Origin of the sequence: Anatilimnocola aquadivae (assembly GCF_049819085.1) — a bacterium.
Classification (GTDB): Bacteria; Planctomycetota; Planctomycetia; order Pirellulales; family Pirellulaceae; genus Anatilimnocola.
Map to the genome: position 1 here is coordinate 2,077,959 of NZ_CP187419.1, position 24,253 is coordinate 2,102,211.

Genomic DNA, 24,253 nt, shown 5'->3' on the forward strand with positions numbered 1-24,253 from the left:
CAAGATCGCCGGCATTCAGCAGCAGCGGCGATGGAATGGTTCGTTAACGGTGGAAGTCAGCAGGGTGAACGCAAAACGGATGGAACGGAAACTTGTACTCATTTGACCGAGGTCGCACTGCCGGCAGCCTTGGTGGTGGTGGCAGGCGTAGAACCCTTGGCAGGCGTCGTCTTCGTCGCGGGGGGTTGCTCGGACGACTTGAGAGCGGCCAGGCCCAGTGGGCGTTCGCCCATGGCCGACTGAATATTCTTCAGCAGCGAGTCGTACTGCGTTTTCCATTTGTCGCCGCCCAGGTCCGGATAGAAACCATACATGATGGCAACGTCTTTCTTGGCGTACTCGAGCTGAGTCTTTTTATCATTCGCCTTCTTCTGCTTCATCGCGAACTGGTAGCGGCAGAGCGCCAGGTTGAAGCGAGCTTCGTGGAACACGTCTTTGTACTGAGCGTTTGAGGCAACGATCTTCGACAAATGAGCCCAGCCCCAGATGTTGTTCTTGTCTTGCTTTGTTTTGGGGTCCTTGGCCGGACGCGCACCAAAGATCGCTCGCTGGTAGTTGTCTTCCATCTTGTCGCCGGGGAGCGCACCCCAGTCTTGATAAGTGCGAGCAGCTTCGACTTGCACAGGTAACAGCATGTTACTGCCCTTGAGGATTTCGTCGAACAGATCCATCGCCTCTTTGAACTTGCCCATCGCACGGTTGGTACGCGCGACCTGCAGCTTCAGCGAAGTGGCCATGGCCGGGGTTAAAAACTTGGGGTCCTTCTTGCCCGTATCGAGGATGCGCTGGTAGGTAGCGTTGGCTTCGTTAAAGTAACGAGCCGCTTCGGGGTTGATGCCCTTCGAAGCGGGACCGAAGCTCTCGCCCATGCCGCGATACGTTTCTGCGACCCAGTTGAGCACCTTCAAATCTTTCGATTCCTTGGCCATTTGACCGAGGAACGCTTCGAAACCTTTGCCCAGGGCGACCTTGGCAGCGGGTTCGGCCAATTCCATTTGCTTCTGCAGGTCCTTCGCCAGACTGACGTAAATGCCAATCAACTTCGATTGGCCTTTTTCGTCCTGGCTGACCATTTGATTGAGTGATTCCATGACCCCCTTGGCCTTACCGACCGTTTCGTCAGCTTTGGCACCAGCACTGCCGAGCGAGGAGATATAGCTGCGAAGGGCCGTCTTGTAAGTCAATTCCGGGAAGCCCTCGCGCTGAGTCGTCGGATCGTTCTTGCGAACGAGGACCAGCGTGCCGATCTTGGGATCTTCGAGCAGAGCCGCCGCTTTGCCGGGTTCGTTGGTATCGACATAGATCTGAGCCAGCGAGAGAACGGCTGTGACCACAATTGGGTTCACTTCGCCACTGGCCTGCATTCGCGCGACACCATCGATGAGAGTCGATTTGGCGCGAGTCTTTAGTTGTTCGAGTTCCGCCTTCTTGGCCGCGACATCGACACCCTCGGGCTTGATTTCGGTGTCATTTTCCCAGTCGCGCACCTGCTGCGAGCCTTCCAGATATGAGGCCCACAGAGCCTGACCCATCTTCAGTTCCGCAGCACCGCGCGACGCGTGTTCCTTCGGGATTTGATCGAGGTAAGTTTGAGCTTCGGCGAGTCGCTTCTCCTTGATCATGAAGGGAATCAAGGTGTTGAGCGCTTCGGCGGCTTCAGCAGCGTCCGGCCACTTTTGTGTGATGTACTTGCAGATGCTGATGATCTGTTGAGCTTCAAAATCCTTCTTCTCATCGGGATTCTTCGGGTCTTTTTCGCCATAGAGCTTGATGTACGAAGCCATGGTGATCTTCGCGCACTGGCGGGCACCTTGGCTATCGGGATAGCGGCGAGCGATGAAGTCGCCGAGCACGGCAGCTTCGAAGTAATCAGCCTCGCTGTAGGCCAGAAAGCAAAGGAGGTAACGAACCAGGTTCACATCATCGACGGCCGTATCGGGTTCAACGAACCCCATCGCCAGCTTGAGATAGCGGACGGCATCTTCTCCGGCAGCGGTCGCTTGCTTCTGGGCGTCTTGCAGCTGTTTTTGAACTTCCGCTTTTTCAGCCGGGTCTCTGATGGTCTTCAACCGCTCGGGCAGCGACTTGACGAGGGCATTGGCGGCTTGCATTTCGTCGATTGATTCTTTGCCGGCTTTGCGAGCATCGGCGAAGTTCTTGGGTTCGGGCTTTTCTTCCGTGCCTGCCTCCGCTGCACCAAAATCACCCAACATCCCACGGGCTTTTTCTTGGAAGGGGCCGGGGAACTTGGCGACGTAGGCAACGAGTTTGCGGCCATCGCCGACAAGCTTTTTGATGTTCGGGTCTTTAGCGTTCGTGGCCTTCAGTTCTTCCGAGTAGAGCTTCATGGCACGGGCGATATCGATCCGCATCGACATGAACTCTTCGCTCTTGTCTTCGGCCGGACGGGCCGAATCGACGAGTTGCATCGGCCGTTTCTCTTTGTTCTTGTCGATGATTTCTTGATAGAGTTTTTGATCGATCCACGAAGCCATCGCCAGTTCCGTGACCTTGATCCGCATGACGCGGAAGGGTTCCGGGTTATCGGGATTGGCCAGCAGTTCGTTGAAGTAGCCGAGGGCCTCTTTGTGCTTGCCGAGCTTTTGCAGGCAGCGGGCCTGATACATGCGGGCATAAAGACCGGCCAAGCGGGTGCGATATTTGTTGTAGATTTCGCCGTACTCTTTGGCGGCTACGTCGAGGGCGGTGTTGCGATCCTTGGCACCCGCTTCGTAGGTCTCGGCCATTTCTTCGCGGGTAGCTGCTTGGAGCAGTTGCGATTGCAGATAGTCCTTGCGGAACTGCTCACGCTCTTCGAATTTCTTCGCTTCCTTCTTCTCGTCCAGCGAAGCTGGGTAGGCCTTCAACTTTTCGCCGATTTCTTCCGTCAGGCTTTCGAAGACCTTGAGGGCTTCGGCATAAAAGCCGCGAGCTTCGGTCAAAAGTGGTGATTTTTGGGCCGGGAGTGCCTTCTCCGATTTTTTCATCCGCAGGCGTGCACGTTCGACCACCACGTTGCCGAGTTGGCTGCGGGCGGAAAGGACGAGCAAGTGCGTACCATTGTTCGCAATAAACTGCTCCAGCGACTTTTGCCCTTCGTCGTTCTGCTTTTCTCGCAGCACGGGGTCGCGCTGAACCTTGGCACCATCGACCAGCGTGACGCCTCGTTCGTAAAGAATGCTCGTCTTGAAATCGGCGGGGACAGCTGGGTTCTTGGCGGCGTTGTCGAGGTAGTCGATGGCTACGTCGTAGTAGCCACGTTCGCGCAAGCCTTCGAGAAACGCGCGGGCCGGTTCAATGGCCCGGGCAGCAGGAAGGCCGCCGAGTTGACTCAGTAGCGCAGCCGCCAAGAGCCAACCAGCCAGCTTTGCAGAGTTCATGTTCCCGACGGCGGTATTTCCCGGGGAGGTGCGCCTATTCATGACGATAATCCTTAAATCTGCCTGCTATGTGCCTGTCGATCGCTGGTTGCGAAGCTCGCCGGGGCTGTTACTGCCCGGCCGGAGTCGCCACCAGATTTCTGGACAAGTGTATTCGAATCGGAAGCAGCGGTGGTCTCTGTCCGGAGACGAGCCAAAGCCGCGGGAGATCAGTGGGGGAAAGGACTTCAGACAAGTTTCTAGCGTGTGAGGTGTCAACCGTAAATTATAGCTATCAGGAACTGACTTCAACCGTTTTCGTGCCAAACTCGCCCCGGTGGGCGACATTTTCTCCTCTGCTGCCGCTACGAACGACGGTTTGTCGTGTGGGCGACAAGCGGACTGCGCCATTCGACCAACTGAAAGCCTATCCCACTAGCGGCCGCGGATCTTCTCCATGCGGTCGAGCAATTGGAACAGACGATTCAAATCGGGCTCTTGTCGCAAGGTCAGGCTCCAAGGCCGAATGGCAGTTCGAATAGTGGCGGCGCTGTTGCGAGGCTGAGTCGGTAGCAGGTTCTCTTTACGGAGCGCTTCGCGCGAGCCGCGCAATTGTTCGGCCAGTTCGGCCGCAACCGCGGCCGTTTGAAACGAAGCGGGCGTTTCGCCCAGCGACGAAGCAAACTGGTGACGACTGAGTGCCACCTGTTTCTGGCGGCGACTGCTGGTGAGCGGATCTTTCCACGCGACCGTAGCTTTGCCGAGATCGCTCCCCCCAGCGGGCGTGAGCCAGATCTCGAGCAGTGCGCCTGAGGCAGTTTCTGGCAACAGCTGAGCATCGACGGAGGCAGGCACGACAATCGAGACGACGTTAGGCTCGTGACCGATCAAGCGATAAGCGGCCACTACCTTGGGGTTGAACTGAATTTGTAGCTGCGCTTCGAGTGCTACCGCGGGGCTTTGACCGGCGAGGCTCTCGACCAGCGAAGCATAGAGTTGCTGCCGCGACGAGATCGCGCGATAGGTGCCCCCGAGTTCCTGCGTCAATTGATTCAGCAGCGGATCGGCTTCTGACCGGCCCGAAACATCGAGCACGTCAAAGCCGACGCCTTCTGCGCCGGCGAGAGTCATGACCTGCGAGATCTTTTCGGTCGTATCGTCCGGCATCGCAGCACGGCTATCGGTAATGAGGACCAATCGCTGCCGATAGGAACTGCTCTTTGACGCCGCAGCATTCAAGTTGCCTGGTTCGGTCAGCGCCACGGAAACGGCGGTTTGCAAACCGGCCGCCAGGTTCGTGCCGCCGCGGGGGACCAGTTCCAGCAGTTGCTGACGCAATTCTGCGCCCTGATCGGCGGCGAGATGTTCGGTACGGCAGATGACACTTTCTTCGAAGGCGACGAGCGAGAGCGCGTCTTGCCCGGCCATTTGTCGTTGCATTTGATTCAAGGCGTGACGCACCATTTCGATCCGATTACCCCGCCCCATGCTGGCCGAGATATCGAGGGCAACAACCAGATGCGTGGGCTGCTTCGAGCTTCGTTGCAGCTTGCCGGCTTGCACGCCAATGTGCAGCAGTTGGGCATCGGCCTGACCAAATGGCGAGGGCCCACCACTGACAAACAGATCCAACTTGCCGCGCGGAGCATCCGGCAAACGCGACTCGAGCGAGGCGATAAACTGCTCGACGCGAATATCGTCGGCCTGCGGCAACTTGCCACTGGCGAGCGCCGCTTCCGCCAGATCGACGGAAGAGGTGTTCGTACTAAGAGGAATTTCCAGCTGTTGCAGCTTGGGATTGCGACCAGGCTGAATGGGCGGAAAGATACCTTCTCGCAGCAGGAAGCGGCGATCGAACTCACGAACCGCGGGCAACTCGATGCCCGAGCGCAGCGGAAATTGCACGCGGAACAGTTCGGGCAATTCGTCTTCGGAATATTGTGGTGCGCCAAGCAGCCCCCACTTGAGCAGCATCACGTCGTCCCAAGGACGCATGCCACCGCGTACCAGCGACTGAAACTGAGCGACTGGGCTGGAGATCTGGTCGTAACTATTTGCCGGATCGTCGAGGAGCGAAGTATCGGCCGTGACGGGTTCATCGGGCAAAGAAACGAGTTGGATCGACTCGGCTACGCCAACGGCTGGCTCAAAATCCACTTCTCCTGGACCAAGCTCGGCCCCAAGCGAGCCCTGCCAAGTGCCGGAAGCTTCTTGCAACACCACCCACTGCGGTTCGGCAGCGGGCGGATAGATGGAAGTAAGATACGCGGCGGCCGAAGAGAAGAGTGTGGCCGTGACGGCCAGAAACAGCGTAGCGGCGAGTGCCGATCGCGACATCCACCGCTGAGCGGCGTGCCAGCGATCGGCGGGAGTTGCCAACTGTAACTCGCCGCGCAAGGTGAGGGGCGGTGCGACTTCCTGCAACTCGCGATCGAGCAATTCGTCTTCGGGAATGGTGTGCAGACGCAGCGTCAGATCTTCTGGCACAGCGAAGGCACCCAGCATGTCGTCGAGTTCGTCGTCCGATGGAATGGCGATTCCCTTGAGCCGCGCAGCGAGGCCACTGGGCACCGCGATATCGCGGAGCATGGCATCGAGTCGGGAATCGTCGGGAACGTGATCCATGGCAGCGAACAAGCAGGCTTTCTTAGGCGGTTCGATCGCTTAAACGGTGCGAGCGGTGGGATGGTTCAGGTACGGGCTGCAATCAGGACTTCGCGGAGCCGCCGGCGAGCCCGGCTGACCCGCGATAACACGGTGCCCAGCGGAATCTCCAGCAGGTCGGCAACTTCCTGGTGTGTCAATTCGCCCACGACGACCAACAGCAAGGTTTCGCGCAGCTCGGTGGGGAGTTGAGCGAGAGCGAACTGCATTTCGTCGGTGTAGTCACCAGCCGTCAGATCGGGCGCCGGCACGCCAACATCCAGTGGTTGTTCGCCGGCCAAGGTGGGAGGGGGGGCCTTTCGTCGCCAACGATCCACGATTCGCCTGCGCAGGATCGACGCCAGCCACGCGCGGTCCCCGATCCCTTCGCAGAAAGCCTCGCGGCTTTTCCACGCTGAGCGGAAGGTCTCTTGAACCATGTCCTCAGCCTCGTGCCGGTCACCCATCATGCGATAGGCAATGCGGTACAAGGCGGGGGTGTGTTCATCGACCAGCGCGTTGAACTGCGTCAACGACAACGCCAACGTCCGTCTCCGTTGCTGATTTTCGCCGCTCAAATTGCCGCTAAGCTGCTTTCGGGAAACAACTTGCGGCCATTCTTCGCAGCGGGCTTGGTTGACTCTATCAGGGTTTCGGCCCCACCCCGTCATTTTATTCCCGAACAGCACCCCGCGGATAGCTTGCCGCTGGCGGAATTGTGGCAACCTGAGCCGGCACGGGGGACATAGATGTAGCAGGCTACCCAGCTCTTTTTGTCAGGCCGCCATTTTTTGGTTAACCGGGCCGCTTGCGGCTGTGGAACTGCTAGTTCGGCTGTTTGGCAACTCACCTGCCGCAAGCACGTGGGTTAACCAATACGGAAACCTGAATTGCCGAAGATCGACTACAGCTCGCTGGCAAAACGATTGATGGTCGAGGAACGACCGGGTACGACTTGTTTTCGTTTCTGGCAAGAAGGGGGAGGGTACGATCGGAACCTACAAACCGTGGCTGCCGTTCAGGCGTCGATCGACTAAATTCACCGCAATCCCGTCGCTCGCGAACTCTGCACGCACAACCGCGACTGGCGATGGTCGAGTGCCCGCTATGATAAAAGTGATGGCCATGAGATTGACCTGCTCCTGCCTCGCATCACGCCGCTGCCCAACGACTTCTGGTCATCGTGATAGAAGCTGCCCTCCGATTTGGCCCGTACACAATCGACCTGTATCATTGCTTCAGCCCTTTGGCAAAATGGCCCCTGGGCCGCTAACCATCTAGCTGAACTCTACTACACCTCAAGCACTGGCCGAGCCAGTGGCACCCAACAATGACAGTACCACCCAGTCGCGTCCCGCCGTTGCCCGTTCAACGCTCAAAGTAAGGCCCCCCGTATTGAGTCAGGGCGGAGTACCGACCTGACCTACTAGCTAACATCGACAAATTGATATTTCTATGTGACGTTTTTGGCAATGGCATGAACATGGGGCTGTGAGATCATCCGATGATTGAGGTAGGGCGGAAACTTGGAGAGGCACTATGGAAAGTGGCGCTCAGCCGCAGCCGGCGGTTCAGGTTTTCGTTGTTGACGCTAGTAGTCATCCTGCCACTTGTTGTGTCGTTTGCGGCGTTTTACTACTCCGGATCATTCGGTCGGGCCATGGAGGTTCACCGGCATAATGCGATTACTCGCGATTGCATCCGCGCAATCGAAAGCTCCGGCGGAAAGGTCGACGTAGTGACATACAATTCAAGGATCGGTTGGAAGTGGTATCGGGACAGAATTATGATTCAGCAGGTTTCGTTATCATCCGTGGGGTTCTTGGGCAACACCGAGGGATCAGTAAAGTCAATCCAAAGGTCTGAGCGTCTGTTCGAAGCGTTGCGGAGCATTCCTAATCAATACTCGCTTGATGTGACCCTCACAGACTTCTGCAATGCAGATTTAGATCAGCTTCGAGGTGCTCGATTCCGCGTTTTTTATGCTAAGCGGACAATGCTGTCTGACGAGCCGATCGACGGCGACTGTCCTATTGAACTGTACTTTGTAATTGTGGATAGGACCAAAATCGGTGACTCTTTTGTGAGTTGGATCTCGTCACATGGAAATATTGTATTCGCGGAGCTATCGGACACGATGATTACGGATGACGTGGTGCAGATTCTGGAAAACAACAGGCGTCTCAACTCCATCTCTGTCAGAAACACTCAATTGTCGGGAAATGCGATTAAGAGCCTACGCGACCGGGGTGTATTGAAGTACCCAGCGTCTCACTAAGGGTGGCGCTTTTTAGCGACTTTAACTTGGGCATAATCTCCTTGGACGAGACCCTCTGCCAAGCGGACACTCTTTAAAATGATATGATAGCCAATTTCATGTACGATCAGTCAACGGTTGGGTTGCACTCAACGCCGTCATCAATTCTGGTGGGAGTGGAAAGAGGTTTGATGCTATTGAGCTTGTGGTGCAGTCGCCATTTGGACCTGTTGGCTTGTATGGATGGTCAATGAGCCGCGGTGATCCCTCCAACGGTCACAACTGCAATCGATTGATGGTCGAGGCATTCTGAGATTTGAAGTGTTGAGAGAGAATGATCGACGTTTTAGTACTCTTCCGCCACTCCCAGCATGCTGATGAGGAGTTGCGCTATACGCTGCGGAGTGCGGAGCGGTTTGTGGAGGGGATGGGGAAGGTGTGGGTGCTGGGGGATCGACCGGAGTGGTTGGCTGAGGACCGGAGCGTGGTGGAGCACGTCGAGCATCAGTATGTGGCGCGGGCGTTTCGCTTCAGGTTGCCGGTGCGGAACCACTATCTGCTGACGTTGCTGGGCTCGCTCATCCCGGAGATGACGAATGAGTTTCTGTTGATGGCCGACGATAACGTCCTTCTCGCGCCGGTGAACCTGGAGTTTCTGCGGCGGCCCAGGGTCTTCGAAGATCTGTCGAAGCTCACCACGCGGGGCAAGGGGATTTGGAAAGAGGCCCTCTGGCGGACCTACGACACGCTTGGCAGGCTGGGGTATCCGGCCCTCGACTACGAATCGCACATTCCCCACGTCATGACGCGCAAATGGGTCTGGGAGTCGTACTGCGAGTTCGAAAACTTCATCTCGGAAGATCGCCACTTCGGCTTACTGGCACTAACCTCGATCTTCAACTATCGGATGAAGCACGAGCCCTTCGAGCCCACTTGGCTGCTGAAAGAAGGTCAGTTTCTGGGGCTCTACAAACATGGCGTCGTGGGAGCAACTTCTCCCAGTTCCGTCGTCGGTGTTACCGGGCCGGTGCTCCTGGTCGAGCAAGTTCGCCAGTTGGCCGCTGGCAAGACCTTCCTCAATTTCGACGACCAGTCCTTTACTCCCGCCGTCCGGCAGTTCCTGCACGAGACTTTCCCCGCGAAGAGCCGATTTGAGAAGTAGGTGGTTGGCTGCGTGCGGGCAGTAATCGTCAGCAGTATTTCAGAAATAATGAAATAGACAGTTGACAACAAATCTCTAACGTGAGACACTGTCGGGGTGTTCTCTTTTGGTGTGGCTGTTGAAGCGCGAGCGGCATGGCTAGGTTGCGTTACGTCATGGTCGCAAGGTGGGCGCAGTTGTTGCCCGTCCAACAACGAGACGCCTGTCCAAGAATGGGCCCGGTTGTTGGACAAGAAGAGTGAGTGGGAAAAGTTGCCCGCGAGTCGTAAGTGAAACAATCGCAGCTACTTCCGGCGAAATTCAAAAACCAGTGCATGTCCAAAAACCCCGGGAATTGTTGGACGTTTAGGTGTTTGCCTGGTCGTCACTAGGGAGAGACTTCGCCACCGTCGATAGTCGCCAGAGCAACCAGCGAGTTGAAATCGGTCGAGTAACTGAGGAAGCGAACGGAGCCATCGGCAAGACCAAACAGGGTCCCGCCCGAGTGGTAGCTCCAGAATTTGTTGAGATTGCTCGTGGAGGCATTGTCCTGCCCCGCCGAGATGCCGAGGGCCATGCTGAGGTAGGCATCTTGGTCGCTTTCACCGCACAGGGCCCAGCCCCACATCAGATTGCGCGGCACGCCCCGTTCGCCGGTGATCACGGAATTCGACATGCCATCTTTGAAGTGCTGGAACCTGACTTGGCTGAACTTGTAGAGGGAGCCATCGAACGAGGTAGCGTATTTGCCGCCGCTCACGCCCATGTAGTTAGTGGGCATGTGATTGGAACCGGCCCAGAAGTAGGTCTTCTTGGCATTGGGGTCGCTCGGGCAGTGATAAACGGCAACCGACTTGTCTCCCGGGTTGTTGGGCCCCGCTTCATAGGCGGCCTGATAACAGGAGGGGATGGTGTAGTTGATCTTCGAAAACAGATTGCCCTGTTCGAGATTCGGCAGGAGCGAAGCTCGCCAGAGATAGGCGTGAACGTGCGCGGCAGCGGGGCGATAAGCGCCGGAAGGGAGCGTGAGGTGAGAGTCGTGATACGTATGCATCGCGAGGACCCACTGCTTTTGGTTGTTGGTGCACTGAATGCGGCGGGCAGCCTCACGGGCCGATTGCACGGCCGGCAACATGAGCGCCACGAGAACGCCAATGATGGCGATCACGACGAGTAGTTCCACCAGAGTGAAACCGCGGCGATAAGTGGCTTGGTTCGACATGCAAAGGAGTTAGGGTTTTGAATCGGGGACGATCAGATCGAGTTGCAATGAACCGCTGGAGGGGACTTCGATCTGGATCGTCGGTGGCAGGCTGTTGGCGGGCAAGCGACGAGTCATCAACTGCGGAACTTTGTCGGTGGTCTTGGGAACGGGGGCAAAGGCGGGAGCCTTGGGCACATCGAGATGAAAAATTACCTCGTGCGTTCCAGGTACAGGGCCATCCTCGTTGGTGAAACGATAGCTGCCGCTGATCACATCGGTGGTGACTGCTGGCCCCTTGGTTTCGCCCTCCGGCTGAAAGGTCACGGCCAGCACCGGATGGCGGCTGGTGATGTTGCCAAAGATGGGCTGCCGGACGGCTTCGTTACTGCAACCAGCGAGCAGCAACAGACCGCTTACGATCGCGCAGCAGGTTGCCAAGTGACAGCGGTTGTTTGAAGTGAGAGCCAGGAACAGCATGGATCGTCGCGAACGGAATTGGACGGTTCGGGTTAAGAGGGTTTTGCTACCCACCTACCACACTACCTTCCCGCTCCGTTTTTGGCGATCATTCGGCAACAAATCGTTCCTGGGCCAGAGTGCGAACCCCCTTCAAATCCAGCTTTCCCGTCCCCAAAATCGGTAGTTCCGGCACTTCCAGAAAGCTGTCTGCGGCAGGAATGAACAGATTCGGCAGCCCGGCCTCGGTCAGGCCCTTGCGCAATTCGTCGATCGATTTCTCTAGCTTGGTGTGGATGACGATCAGGCGTTCACCCTTTTTGGAGTCGGGAATGGCCGTTACCACGACTGGCTGACGTTCGTATTCGCCGCCGATGGTTGCCAGCAGGGTTTCTTCGATCTTGATATGCGGGACCATCTCGCCGCCGATCTTGCTGAAGCGGCTCTCGCGACCGGTAATGAAGATGAAGCCTTCTTCGTCGATGAAAGCCACGTCGCCCGTTTGATACCAGCCGTCCTTGATCACCGAACTGGTTAGCTCGGGCTGGTGCAAGTAGCCCTTCATCACGTTGGGTCCCGCAATCCAGAGCATGCCCGACTGTTTCGCCCCAAGCACTTTGCCGGTTTCCAGATCGGTGATCTTGGCCGAGACGCCGGGAACGGTACGACCCACGGAGCCTTCCTTGCGGTCGGCTTGGAAGTTGTCGACCGAACGCGAGGGAGGAATATTGACCGAGACGAGCGGCGAGAGCTCGGTGGTGCCGTAACCTTCGACCGGACGAACCTTGAAGCGTTCTTCGAAGGCTTGAATCAAATCGGCAGGTAGCTTCTCGGCACCAGCGACCACGACGTCGAGCGTGGCGAAGTCTTCGGGCTCGATGCGGCGCAGGTAGGAGCGCAAGAACGTCGGCGTGCTGAGCAACAGCGTGCCGCCTTGGCGCTTGCACAACTTGGCGACCATCTTGGCTTCGAGCGGGCTGTAGTGCCACGCGCCTTTGATATTGAGCGCCGCTGGTCCCCACATGGTGACCGTGTACCCGAACGAGTGAAAGAACGGCAAGATGCCGATCAGCACGTCGCTGGGCTTGAGCTTCACCACCTGATCGATGGCGTCGACGTTGGTCCCAACATTGCCGTAAGTGAGCATCACTCCCTTGGGAGTGCCGGTCGATCCCGAGGTGAAGATGATGGTCACCACGTCGTCGCTTTTCACGCTACCGAGTCCGAGTGAAATTTCGACGAGGCTTGCTGGCAGCACGTACGTTTGCAAGGCGGCGATGGCTTTATCGGCGGCGGTCGGTTTGTCTTTCAAGCTTTCGAGTTCGACGATTTCGGCATCGAGCTTGAAGTCCATTTTTTCCATGAACCGCTTACTGGTAAGGACGTGCTTGATGCCGGCCTGCTTGATGCAGGCGTTCATCACCTCCGGTGAGACGGTATAGTTGAGATTGACCGAGATTCGCTTATCGAGAGCCAGGGCCATGTTGGCGAGAAAGCCCGGCACTGAGGGTGGCAAAAGAACGCCGACGTACTTTTCGTCGGGCTTGATGACGTGCCGCCGGAGCAGGCGACGCAGGATAAGAGCGCGGAGCAGCGTATCGGCTCCGGTCATATCGGCTCCCATGGAGTCGGCGACTTTGGACTGCTTGAGACGTTCTTTGCAGCGGCGAATAAACAGGCGGGAGAGTGTCAGCATCGATGGTGCACTTTTCTTCACGGCGACAGCCCCTAGGTCGAGCACGGCCTGACGAATCTTGTGGATGTCGTCGGGCTCGGTGACTGCGGGGCCAAAATGGATCGACAAAGGATACGGTATTCGCTTAGGCCATTTCCAGAAGAACTTGTTCCCCTCGAAACTGAAAATGCTTCCCCACAGACCCTCGAGGTACACGGGTACGACCGGGGCAGTGGTCCCTTCCAGGATTTTCATCATGCCGGGGCGAAAGGCTTGCACCTGACCCGAGCGGGTGAGGCCACCCTCGGCAAAGATGCAAACGAGTTCGCCATCGTTGAGCGCTTGGCGGGCGGTCTTGAAGGCGGTGATCACCATTTTCGGTTTCGTGGGATTGATCGGAATCACGCCGAACATGTTCGCCAGCCATTTGAGCCAGCGATTGTCGAGGTTCGAAGAAAGAGCGACCATCCGAATGGGACGTGAAGTCGAAAGGAGCAGGAAAATGCCGTCGACCCAAGTGATGTGGTTGGGCACGAGCAGCGCGCCGCCTTCGCGGGGCAAGTTCTCGCGACCATACACACGAAAGCGGTAGATCGTCATGCTGAGCAGCCAAACGAAGAACCGCAGCGACGCTTGGGGAATTAGCCAAACGATGTAGACAAAAACGGGAATCGTGAAGAGCCCAGCCAGCAGAAAGATCTGCTGCGAAGTGAGGAGCGGCTGCAGTTCCGTCACTGCGGGATCGCTGGATTTCCAGAAGGGCAAACGAAGTGCGGCGAAGAGAACCGAGGCGATAAGAATGCCGCTGAAGGTGAGCAGGTTACTCGCCGCGAGGATCGAGCCGCGCTTATCTCGCGGGCTGCGATGCTGCAGGTAGCTTTCGAGCGGAACATCAAACAGGCCAGCACTCGTGCCGAGAAACCCCAGCAGGACGCAGGCCCAGACAAGTCCTCCCGAGAGTTTGCTGCCGGCCTCGAACAGATGCCCGGGAACAGTGAAGAGCAGGATTGCGCCAATTGCCATACCCAGCGCACCAAGAGGCAACAAGCCGAGCTCGACGTGATCGCCCGACCAGATACCCGCGAGCACGCTACCGAGGCAAACGCCGGCGATGAGGGCGATGAGTAGTGGCACCTTGGCTGTCTCGGTCGTCGCGCCACCTTCGGCGGCCAACTGGTCGATGTTCAGCTGCGCGATGGAGCCAATCGAGAAGAAGAAGACGATGCCGAGGGCCACGCGAAACAGCGCCGGTTGATTCCAGAGCAGTTTCAGATCGCGGAAGGTCTGCAGCGGAAAGGACCATGGGAATTTCAGCTTGGTGTTGGCAGCGGCGATCTTGGGAATCATGAGCGAGGCCAGCGTACCGATCACGGCGGTGCCAATCAGCACGCCCGCGGTGAGTTCCCACTGCTTCAGTCCCTTGGGCTGCGTCGTCTCAGCCAGCCAACTGCCAATCACCATGCCCACGACTGTCGCGAACACTCCCGCCAGGGCAAACAGGCCGTTGGCGATGGAGAGCCATTTCGGATGAAGCGTTTCTGGCAATGCTCCTGAACGAGCCGGCGAAAAGAGCGCGCTCTGGCCACCCATGAGCGTGAGCGTACCGAAGAGCAGTACGAGCGTGGTTGTAGCCGAGACGCTGTCGCCGGTGAGGATCGCCCCGACGCCGAGGGCCATCAGGATGATCTCGGCGATCTTGCAGCCGACAATCACCGACCGTTTGCTGAAGCGGTCGGCCAGATAGCCAGCTGGGGCAGCCAGAAAGATGAATGGCAGCACCAGGCAGGCCGTGCCGGCCATCAAGATATTGCCGACTTGCGACTGGGGGACATAATCTTTGCCAATCCCGATCACGAGCCAGCGAAAGATATTATCGTTGGCAGCCGTCAGAAACTGGGTCGCCACGAGCCCTAAAAAACCGGCCGACCAGATCGATGCGTCTCCCGCTGGAGTCGCCTCGCTGCTGGGGTCAGCCTGCGGTGGCGAGGGAGTCGCATTGTGTGATTCGTCGGTGTCAACCATGATGAACGGGGTCAGTTCCAGATCTTGCTGCCGAGCTTCGTTTTGGTACCCCGGTAAGGTAGGGTTGTCACACTGCTGCCGCAAGGTTGGTTGTTCCGTTTGCCGCTACTTCCTATGAAATCACCCTCGCTTACCGACAAATTGCTCCTCGTGGTGGCCTTGGCCATCGTCGGTGCGCTGCTGGTCTACATTCCGCCCAAGTTGCTGGAACAGTACGACCGCATCAAGGAACTCGGCCCTCCGTTCACCTACCTCTACTTTGCCCTGGTCGGTACCGGCGCGGCGATTCTCATCGGCCTCTGCGGCTATGCCCTCTGGCGAGTCTGGCAAAATACCCGCAACAAGCAGAAGCATATCGAGCGGCGGACCAAGAATCCCAGTGAACTTTCGGTCACTGAAAAGCAGCAGGAAGTCGTCGATAATCTGGCCTCGGTCGACCAACTCCAAAGTGATGCTGGCGTGCAGGCTGAGCTGAAAAAGGAACTCACTGGCCTGCGTGAGAAGGTCGAAGAAAAGCAGCAAGCCCAGCGGTTGGAGATCGTCGCCTTCGGGACCATCTCGAGCGGCAAGAGCTCGCTGATGAATGCGCTGGCCGGCCGCGATGTCTTTCAGACCGATCCTCGCGGTGGGACCACCCTGCAACGTCAGCAGGTACCTTGGCCGGGCAACGATCAGGTGCTCCTTGTCGATACGCCTGGTTTGGGCGAAGTCGATGGCTCCGAGCGGTTGGCTGTCGCTGCTGAATCTGCCCGCGATGCCGACCTGGTGTTGCTGGTCGTCGATGGCCCGCTGCGCCACAGCGAGTTCACGCTGCTGCAAAAGCTCGGCGAGATGGAAAAACGCGTCGTCGTTTGCCTGAACAAGCAGGATTGGTACTCAGCCGACGATCAGCCCAAACTGATTGGCCAGATTCAAGAACAGCTGAAGGGGATCGTCGAGCCCGATCACATTGTCTCGGTCCGCGCACAGGCCAGCGAGCGGAGTCGCGTGCTGGTGATGGCCGATGGCAGCGAAGCGGAATCGATGGTGACGGTGCCGCCCGAGATCGCGCCGCTGGCCGAACAGATGCTAAGAATGGTTCGCCGCGATGGTCGCGATCTGCTCCTTGCCAATTTGCTGCTGCAATCGCGTGGGCTAGTCGATCATGCCAAGGCAAAGGTGAAGGCCGCCCTCGATCAACGGGCTTGGGAAATTGTCGATACCTACACGTGGGCCGCAGGGGGCGCCGCCGCAGTCAGTCCCATGGTGCTGGATGTGATCATTGGCAGCGGCATCACCGCGAAGATGGTCGTCGATCTGGCCAAGGTCTATCGCCAGCCGATCGATACTAGCATCGCGATGAACCTGCTTGCCCAACTCGGCAAGAACCTGGTGGCGATCTTAGGTGTGAATGCCGCCGCCCCAGCGATTGCCGCAGGAATCGCCGGCCTGCTGAAAACCATACCACTCGCTGGAACCATTGCCGGTGGAGCACTGCAGGGCATCACCCAGGCTCTCGTCACGCGCTGGATTGGCGGCGTCTTCATCGGCTACTTCCAGGCGGATATGCAGCAGCCTCGCGAAGGACTCGCGAACCTCGCCTTGCAAGAATGGAAGCGCATCACCGCCCCCACCGAACTTGTCAGGTTCGTCCAAACGGCCCGCGATAAGCTTCTCTCTGGCAAGTCCAAGCCTTAAAGACCGCCCTTGCCTTTCCTGTCTCAAAACTCCTAACTCAGAACTCTATCTTGTCTTCGAAACAGTCCTACAACGACGCTCTCGCTTCCGTCGAGCAAACGCTGACGAAGCTGAAGGGTTGCACCGAAGAAGAAAAGTCTCGCCTGCGCAGCGAGCTCGCCGGTCTGCGCTCGATGCAAGAGAAGATGCTCAGCGGGCGCGTCGAAATTGTGATCTTCGGCGAAATCAGCACCGGCAAAAGCGCCCTCATTAACGCGCTCGTCGGCAGCGAGGTCTCGGCTGTCGATGTGCGCGGCGGTTGGACGAAAGAAGTCTGGCATGCCACTTGGAAAGGTGCCGGCTATACGATTCCAGGGCTCGGTGAATCGCAGGTGGTACTCATCGATACGCCCGGCATCAACGAAGTGGGTGGTGGCCCGCGCGGCGAGATGGCCCGCGATGTCGCGCAGCGAGCCGACCTCATTTTGTTCGTTACCGATTCGGACCTGAACGAAACCGAGTACACGGCCCTTGTCGAACTGACCACCTTTCACAAGCCAATTCTGCTCATCCTCAACAAGGTCGATCTCTACAGCCGCGAACAGCGAAGCCGTCTGCGCGAAGTGCTGACCGATCGCCTGCGAGACATACTGCCCACCGATCAGATCGTCACGGCCGCCGCCGATCCGCGCGAGAAGGAATACATCATTCAAGCTGCCGACGGCAGCGAGCGGAGCGAGTGGCGGCGCCCGGGGCCCGATGTCGAAGACGTCAAAGCCAAGATCCTGCAGCTGCTTGAAAAGGAAGGCCTCGCACTCGTCGCCCTCAATGCGGCGCTCTATGCCTCCGATCAAAGCGACAAGGTCGCTGCGTTGCGTGTGCAACTTCGCAATGCCCAGGCCGAGAAGATCATCTGGAGCATGGCCGGCATGAAGGCTGTGGCCGTGGGACTCAATCCCATTCCTGTGGCCGACGTCCTCGGTGGCTTGGCTCTTGATGCGTTAATGATTGTGTACCTGGCCGAAGTCTACAACTTGCAGATGTCGACGAAGAATGCCCAAGAACTAGCGAAGGCCATCGGCACTGCGGCGGGTGGTATTACGATCAGCGTCGCTGCCACCCATGGAGTGATGTGGTTCTTCAAAACGCTTACACCGCTGTGGGGCACACTGGTCACTGCTTTGCCGCAAGGTGCCGCCGCGGGATACGGCACCTACATCGTCGGCAAAGCAGCCAAGTTCTACTTCGAGAACGGCAGCAGTTGGGGAACCGAAGGACCAAAGACCGTCGTAACGAAGATCATCGGCTCGATCGACAAGGACTCGATCATGCAGCAGTTCAAAAACGAGATCGGCAAAAAGCTGCTCGTCAATCGACACTCAAAAAAGTGATCTCCTTTCTCGTCTCGCTTGGTACCAGTCGCATTTGCTACCACGTAGTGACAAACGACCAGGCTTCGCGGCACGACCAGCCGCACCAGCCACAGCTCTGTTGCGTGCATTGTCCCCAACGGACATACCAGGGCTCAATCACTGGCGGCGGAGCAATCGCCAGTTCCACTTTGGGCCGATACTTCGGCTCGACCAGTTCCAGCAGCTTCGCTGGATAGATCTTGTAAGGCTCGGCAAACTCAAATCGCCCCGTCCGGTTCAGTGTGTTCGCGGCCAACTCCGCGCAGTGGGTGCCATCGCCGGGCTTGCCGCGCACATAGTTCTTCACGGAGTAACGTCGGCCCAGTTGCTCGTCGAGAAACTCTTGCATGGCGGTCGCTTCGCTGACGCTAAACTTCTCCTTCGGCTCTAGCACCCACAGGCGGATCGGCTCACGTTTGCCCAGGTTGATCTTGGCAAGTTCCTCTTGATAGGCCGCGAACGTCAAGCGGCGAACCTTACCGGGCGTCGCTTCATAAACCCACGTTTCGCCGCCATCGCGAAACGCCAGCGAAACGTGTCCGATCTCATCCTTCGTGGTGTACTCCACCACGCTGTTACAGTTCTGCAAAAAGAGCAAGCTGCCGTCGTCCAACGCCGGCGACGCGGCACACAACGCAAGCACCAGCCAAATACTTTGCATCTTCAAACTGCCTTTCGTTGCTCGTGAGCAACACCCTGCGGTCGCTCTGCAATCGAGAAGTTATTCGCTCGCCAGCCCGCAATCTTTAGCCTGGTCATAACTGCCCACCGCAGTGCGTTACCACGTGGCACAAAGAAGCGAGGGAGGCCTCTCAAGCGACCAGGGATTAAAGGATTTTTCTGATGTTTTACATTCCTGCAAAATCTGCTTTTCGTCCCTTCAACGGGCAGTTAATATGCCCCAGGCAAATTGATATCACGAGCTACTAATATAAAGTGTGATCGGATGAACTTCATTAAGTGGATTGTCGCAGGTTCCATCGGCGGTCTGGCAGGCGCGGCGATTTGGGCCGGAATCTCGTATGCCCTGAACGCTGAGGTCGGTTGGATTGCTTGGGGCATCGGTGGCATGGTCGGAATTTTTGTGCGCGTGGCCGCCGGCGAAAGCGATGAAGGCCCCGCGCCGGGCATTACCGCGGCGGCGATCGCCATTGGCTCGGTTTTGTTGGGCAAGTTTCTCGCCGTCCATTTCCTGGTCTCCTCACTCTTGGCCAACGATACCCAACCCCCGCCAGAACTAACCGAGAAGCACATGATCATTCGTTTGGCAGACGACATCATCGAAGCGCGTGAGGCTAAGGGGCAAAAAGTCGTCTTCCCCAACGGCAAGTCCATGGAAGAAGCGACCGAACCGACCGACTATCCAACTGATATCTGGCAGCAGGCTCAGGCAAAATGGAAATCGATTCCCGCAGCGGACCAACAAAAGCAAATCACCGAAGCGCGGGTGCAGCAGCAAGCGATGTTGGAGATGTTTCGCACGAGCATTCATAGCGAGGTTCGCCAAGCTGGATTTCTGGGCAGTTTTGGCATCTTCGATGCACTATGGTTTTTCCTGGCCGCTGGTACGGCGTATCGAATTGGTGCCGGCGCTGCGACCGACGACTAACGATGGTCGCCCCTTGCTGATTCTTTGTCAATAGTTTTTAAAGATCGACACATAAAAAGAGACGGTCACTTCAGAAGTGACCGTCTCTCGTGAATCTCAGACGCTGAGTAAAACTACAGCGCACCGACAACGAGGTCGCCGATTTCTTTCGTGCCGTAGCCCATCTTGCCGGCGGATTGGCTCTTCATCTTGGTGCCGGTGATGGTTTGCACAGCCTTCATCACGCGAGCGCCGGCGGCAGGCTGGCCCGAGTGTTCGAGCAGCATGCTCATGGCGGCGATGGCAGCGATCGGGTTGATCACGTTCTGGCCGGTGTACTTCGGCGCACTGCCACCCATCGGCTCGTACATGCTGATGCCGCCCTTATCGGGGTTAATGTTGCCGCCCGCGGCGACGCCGAGGCCACCTTGGATCATCGCACCCAGGTCGGTGATGATGTCGCCGAACATGTTGGTGGTGACGATCACGTCGTAGTACTCGGGGTTCTTCACCATCCACATGCAGCAGGCATCGACGTGATTGTAGTCGGCCTTCACATCGGGGAATTCCTTCTGCACGTCCTGGAAGGTCCGCCACCAAAGGTCGTGGCCGTACGTGAGGACGTTTGTCTTGGCGACAAGCGTGAGCATCTTCCCCTTGGGGTTGTTCCGCTTCTGCGTGTACTGAAACGCCCAGCGAATGATCCGCTCGCAGCCCTTGCGGGTGTAAACAGCGGTCTGCGTGGCTACTTCGTCGGCGGTGTTCTTCTTCAGCCAGCCACCGATGCCGGCATACATGTCTTCGGTGTTTTCGCGGACGACGACGAAGTCGATATCGGCCGGGCCTTTGCCCACCAGCGGGCATTCGACGCCGGGAAACAACTTCACCGGCCGAAGATTGACGTACTGATCGAGTTGAAACCGCAGTTCCAGCAACAGGCCCTTTTCGAGGATGCCAGGCTTTACGTCCGGATGACCAACCGCGCCCAGGTAGACCGCGTCATACTTCTTCAGTTCGGCGACGCCGCCGGCGGGAAGTGTTTCGCCTGTCTTGAGATACCGCTCGCCGCCCCAGTCCAGGAAGTTGGTGGTGTACGTGAACTTTTCGAGCTTGCTGACCGCTTCGAGCACCTTCAGTGCTTCTTGGGTCACTTCGGGACCGGTGCCATCGCCAGGAATGATCGCCAGTTTCAACGGGTTTGCCACTGCAGTTCTCTCAATCGCGAAAACAGTTCAGGGAGATTAGAAGTCAACTCGCAAGCCCAAAAGTTTAAACAGCCAAACCTCAGCCGGACAGGGTTGGCTGTAGATTTCGCGGCATTTCATCTTGGCTCCTTTCGCTGCAAGCCAAGCACCTGATGCCCGACCACACACGCTATCGACAGGTTATCCGACACCCCATTCGATGCGTGCCCAAGCTCGCCACAGCGCTTTCACTCGGCAATTTCAGCAGTCGTCACATTACATCACTTTGGAGGTCTGCGAAGTTTGCGCAAAGGGTAATGACAGGCCGTCAGATTTTACCTATGCTACCGCCTCGCCGTAATCTTCCTGCACGAATCGCTAGGAAGTGCGTATGGAATTAGGTCGATCGTCGCTACTAAAGGAATGATCAATGAGTGGACTAGCGATGGGGTTGGTTTTGCAAGCTGCCCTGCTGACGAGTGGTGCCGATAGCTACGAATCGGCTCTCAGTGCAGCCAAGGAAAACGGTCAGCCTCTGGTGGTGTTGATCGGTGCCGATTGGTGCCCCGGCTGCGTGACGATGAAAAACTCGGTCATGCCCAGCATGGCTCGTTCGGGTCTGCTGAAAAACGTGAACTACGCGTCGGTCAACTACGACCAGAACCCGAACCTCGCCCGCCAACTGATGCGGGGCGGCTCGATTCCGCAACTGGCCGTCTTCATCAAGACCGACAAAGGCTGGCACCGCGAACAGACCACCGGCGCTACCAGTTCGGGCGCTGTTTCCGGCATGCTGCAACGGGCCCTCGCCGCCAAAGCCAGCCAGGCCGAAGCCAAGGTAGCCACTGAAACCGCCGGTGGCGGTAACTAGGCCCTCGATCTCGACCGAATCCTCAACGGCAATCAACGGCCCCTTCGTCTTGCTTGCCGTAGGTTCTGCATCCCTGGTTCACGTCAGCTGGGTTTTGATAACTTTTTTGCGACTTTTTTCGCGATAAACATTTGCCCTAAACTCTTGGCGGCAAATCGCTTCCGCCTCGCAAACCTCGTAATCACCCGTTTTCTTGATAACCGTTTGATAACCAACTTTTCGCGTTGAACAGTCTCCTTTGGAGGGGGTGATTAATTGCCTCCTGTGGCGAGCATCGCCAAGTCTCTAGGGCAAATTATATTCCCTAGTTGATTCAGTGTTATCAGCGAAACAATCACGAACACGCGCGCAAGAACTCATCAGCCATCACTTATTAGCTGTCTTGTTTTCTCCAAATTGCCAAAGACCATTCATCCCTCGCGGGATGGACATCCTGCCTGTTTTCATGCCCTGCCATCCTCGGCTGGATCCTCCCCAGGCCATCGGCTCACCTCATACCGGCGGCGCGCTAGGCCACCTGTGGCACGATTCCCCGAGGCGAAAACGAACCCAACTGCAATCTGCTCGATGCGTGATTCTTTGTCAAATAGCACTGGGGAAAATCGCGCTGGCTCAAATCGAACTGGCCTGCGAGTTCGACCGGTCACCGCTAGCACCCAAGAAACGAACACGGCCACGGTAAAGGCAACCGTGGCCATGCTTGATCTGTGATTCTACTGGTCGACGTTACGCGCTCTTGGCCTTCACTTCGACGGGGAACATCTTGCGACGTCCCATCACGATGTCGTCGTCGATGACGAACTTGCTTCCCTTGGGTTGTTCGGGCAGTTCGTACATCACTTCGAGCATCGTTTGCTCGACGATCGAACGCAGGCCGCGAGCACCGGTTCCCTTGACCACAGCCTTGTGAGCGATGGCGTTGAGGGCCGACTCGCTGAACTCCAGCGTGCAGTCTTCCATTTGGAACAGTGTCTGGTACTGACGCAACAGAGCATTCTTGGGTTCGGTGAGAACTTTCACCAGGCCAGCGTGATCGAGCGGCGAGAGCGAGGCAATCACCGGCAAGCGACCGATGAGTTCCGGAATCATGCCGAACTCGAGGATGTCTTCGGTCTGCACCATCGACAACACTTCGGCCGTGTCCATATCGTTCGTATGGCTGTTGGTCGATTGGCTGAAGCCCAGCGACTTCTTGCCGAGACGTTTGCGGACGATGTCTTCGATGCCGACAAACGTGCCGCCGCAGATGAACAGGATGTTGGTCGTGTCCATCTGAATGTACTGCTGTTCGGGATGCTTGCGGCCCCCTTGCGGCGGTACATTGGCGACCGTGCCTTCAAGCATCTTGAGCAATGCTTGTTGCACGCCTTCGCCCGAGACGTCGCGAGTGATCGAGACGTTCTGGCTCGTCTTGCCGATCTTGTCGATTTCGTCAATGTAGAGCACGCCCCGTTGAGCCTGTTCCAGATCGAAGTCGGCAGCGTGCAGCAGTTTCAGCAGCAGGTTTTCGACGTCTTCGCCCACGTAACCCGCTTCGGTCAGCGTGGTGGCATCGCCGATGGCGAACGGCACGTTGAGCACGCGGGCCAAGGTGCGAGCGAGCAAGGTCTTGCCCGAGCCGGTGGGGCCCAGCAGCAGGATGTTCGACTTTTCGACTTCGACATCCGAACCTTCGAAACCGAGTTGCAACCGCTTGTAGTGGTTGTGAACGGCAACCGAGAGGACCTTCTTGGGGAAGGTTTGGCCGACGACGTATTGGTCGAGCGAGGCGACGAGTTCCCGCGGCGTGGGAATTCGATTGAAGAGAGGCTTGGTCGCACCGCGGCGGCGTTGTTCTTGATCGAGGATCGACTGGCACAGTTCGATGCACTCGCCGCAGATGTACACATCGCCGGGCCCTTCGACGAGCGGCCCTACGTCGCGATAGCTCTTGCGACAAAACGAACAGAAGGCATTCTTCTTCGTGGTGCTGGCACCTCGGCGCCCTCCACTCATGTCCTTACCTGCCGGCATAATAAACAACACTCCTTTCAGCGGAATCGAATTGGCAGCGGCTGTGGTCTCGCTTCGTTGCCAATGGAATCTCGGGTGCAAGCTCGATGGCCCGTGCAGAATCGCCGCACGTGCCGGGAAGGGGGCATCCTTGTCCGCTTAAAGTTCGAGCGTATCGGGTAACTTCGTGGAAAACTCTCGCCGATGCAACCGACCTCCCAGGCCGGAACAAACGATAAATGTTGATCAGTTTTCGAAGTGCGAACATTCCTCTTCAGCCGCAAAGTTTCCCCGGGTGTTGTCCCCGGTGCGACCGGCCAGGCTTGCTCTAACCCTTGTTCTGATCGTCCTTTAATCGTTGCTGGAGCTTTGCTCCTAGCACCGCTTTTATAGTTCGGTATTCGGCGTCGCTGATGTCACCCTCCTGTCGCAAATCTTGCAAGTTCGACAGCAACTCGCTGGCTGTATCTTCGGTCTGCTGTGCGTTACCGCGCAACTTTCCCAACACAACCACCGCAATCGTCACGAGTCCGCCCAGCACGGCGAACCAAATCGCCATTTGCGTGATGGTCTCAGGCGTGAGCTGCTTCATAATCCTGCTGCTGCCGATGACTTGCAGCGACAAGATGTCGCCACGGTAAAATCCCTCTGGACGGTAACTCCACCTGTATTATGCACATGCGGCGGAGGTAGTCCAGTTTTCGGAACCGGAAGGACCCCATTCGAAACCGCTGGGGCCAGAACGAAGTCGTTCCGCAGCGTCGATTCTGCCGGGATCGCCCTTCGTTCCGAC

Annotated in this window: 15 protein-coding genes; 5 read left to right on the forward strand and 10 right to left on the reverse strand. The window is 57.4% G+C overall.

The features are described from left to right. Window positions 1-98: 98 nt before the first annotated feature. The 3 genes from NA78x_RS08305 to NA78x_RS08315 all read right to left on the reverse strand — a co-directional run bounded on the left by NA78x_RS08305 (window position 99) and on the right by NA78x_RS08315 (window position 6,547). Complete coding sequence (locus tag NA78x_RS08305; protein WP_425617969.1) at window positions 99-3,422, reverse strand: hypothetical protein; 3,324 nt, start codon at window positions 3,420-3,422, stop codon at window positions 99-101. Window positions 3,423-3,794: 372 nt separating this feature from the next. Then, the gene (locus NA78x_RS08310) at window positions 3,795-5,996 is read right to left on the reverse strand and encodes a VWA domain-containing protein (RefSeq protein WP_425617970.1); all 2,202 of its coding nucleotides are present in this window, start codon (window positions 5,994-5,996) and stop codon (window positions 3,795-3,797) included. Between the two features lie 53 nt (window positions 5,997-6,049). Next, window positions 6,050-6,547, reverse strand: a complete 498-nt coding sequence (locus NA78x_RS08315; protein ID WP_425617971.1) for an RNA polymerase sigma factor — start codon at window positions 6,545-6,547, stop codon at window positions 6,050-6,052. A 2,046-nt stretch (window positions 6,548-8,593) separates the two neighbouring features. Here NA78x_RS08315 and NA78x_RS08320 point away from each other — a divergent pair. After that, window positions 8,594-9,421 carry a hypothetical protein gene (locus tag NA78x_RS08320; RefSeq protein WP_425617972.1) on the forward strand — a complete coding sequence of 276 codons (828 nt, stop codon included), beginning with the start codon at window positions 8,594-8,596 and terminating at the stop codon, window positions 9,419-9,421. Between the two features lie 367 nt (window positions 9,422-9,788). Here NA78x_RS08320 and NA78x_RS08325 read toward each other — a convergent pair whose 3' ends face one another. The 3 genes from NA78x_RS08325 to NA78x_RS08335 all read right to left on the reverse strand — a co-directional run bounded on the left by NA78x_RS08325 (window position 9,789) and on the right by NA78x_RS08335 (window position 14,841). Continuing rightward, window positions 9,789-10,622 (reverse strand): DUF1559 domain-containing protein, encoded by an 834-nt coding sequence (locus NA78x_RS08325; protein WP_425617973.1) that lies wholly within the window; start codon window positions 10,620-10,622, stop codon window positions 9,789-9,791. A gap of 9 nt (window positions 10,623-10,631) precedes the next feature. Beyond that, window positions 10,632-11,081: a hypothetical protein gene (locus NA78x_RS08330; RefSeq protein ID WP_425617974.1), complete on the reverse strand. Its 450-nt coding sequence runs from the start codon at window positions 11,079-11,081 to the stop codon at window positions 10,632-10,634. Between the two features lie 88 nt (window positions 11,082-11,169). After that, the gene (locus tag NA78x_RS08335; RefSeq protein ID WP_425617975.1) at window positions 11,170-14,841 is read right to left on the reverse strand and encodes an acyl-[ACP]--phospholipid O-acyltransferase; all 3,672 of its coding nucleotides are present in this window, start codon (window positions 14,839-14,841) and stop codon (window positions 11,170-11,172) included. Window positions 14,842-14,871: 30 nt separating this feature from the next. On the opposite strand from NA78x_RS08335, the gene NA78x_RS08340 reads away from it, so the two are divergent. Further along, entirely contained in the window at window positions 14,872-16,434 is a 1,563-nt protein-coding gene (locus tag NA78x_RS08340; RefSeq protein ID WP_425617976.1) for a YcjF family protein, read from the forward strand. A gap of 50 nt (window positions 16,435-16,484) precedes the next feature. Then, on the forward strand, window positions 16,485-17,804 hold the full coding sequence (locus NA78x_RS08345) for a YcjF family protein (RefSeq protein ID WP_425617977.1): 1,320 nt from the start codon (window positions 16,485-16,487) through the stop codon (window positions 17,802-17,804). A gap of 37 nt (window positions 17,805-17,841) precedes the next feature. On the opposite strand, the gene NA78x_RS08350 is transcribed toward NA78x_RS08345, so the two are convergent. Then, window positions 17,842-18,486, reverse strand: a complete 645-nt coding sequence (locus tag NA78x_RS08350) for a hypothetical protein (RefSeq protein ID WP_425617978.1) — start codon at window positions 18,484-18,486, stop codon at window positions 17,842-17,844. A 285-nt stretch (window positions 18,487-18,771) separates the two neighbouring features. Between NA78x_RS08350 and NA78x_RS08355 the strand changes: the two genes are divergently transcribed. Next, window positions 18,772-19,434: a hypothetical protein gene (locus NA78x_RS08355; RefSeq protein ID WP_425617979.1), complete on the forward strand. Its 663-nt coding sequence runs from the start codon at window positions 18,772-18,774 to the stop codon at window positions 19,432-19,434. Between the two features lie 113 nt (window positions 19,435-19,547). On the opposite strand, the gene NA78x_RS08360 is transcribed toward NA78x_RS08355, so the two are convergent. Continuing rightward, on the reverse strand, window positions 19,548-20,618 hold the full coding sequence (locus tag NA78x_RS08360) for a 3-isopropylmalate dehydrogenase (protein ID WP_425617980.1): 1,071 nt from the start codon (window positions 20,616-20,618) through the stop codon (window positions 19,548-19,550). Window positions 20,619-21,027: 409 nt separating this feature from the next. Between NA78x_RS08360 and NA78x_RS08365 the strand changes: the two genes are divergently transcribed. Further along, entirely contained in the window at window positions 21,028-21,468 is a 441-nt protein-coding gene (locus NA78x_RS08365) for a thioredoxin family protein (protein WP_425617981.1), read from the forward strand. A gap of 726 nt (window positions 21,469-22,194) precedes the next feature. Here NA78x_RS08365 and clpX read toward each other — a convergent pair. Together clpX and NA78x_RS08375 are read right to left on the reverse strand one after the other, a co-directional pair. After that, the gene (gene clpX / locus NA78x_RS08370; RefSeq protein WP_425617982.1) at window positions 22,195-23,481 is read right to left on the reverse strand and encodes an ATP-dependent Clp protease ATP-binding subunit ClpX; all 1,287 of its coding nucleotides are present in this window, start codon (window positions 23,479-23,481) and stop codon (window positions 22,195-22,197) included. Between the two features lie 307 nt (window positions 23,482-23,788). Next, the gene (locus tag NA78x_RS08375) at window positions 23,789-24,052 is read right to left on the reverse strand and encodes a hypothetical protein (RefSeq protein WP_425617983.1); all 264 of its coding nucleotides are present in this window, start codon (window positions 24,050-24,052) and stop codon (window positions 23,789-23,791) included. Between the last annotated feature and the right edge of the window lie 201 nt (window positions 24,053-24,253).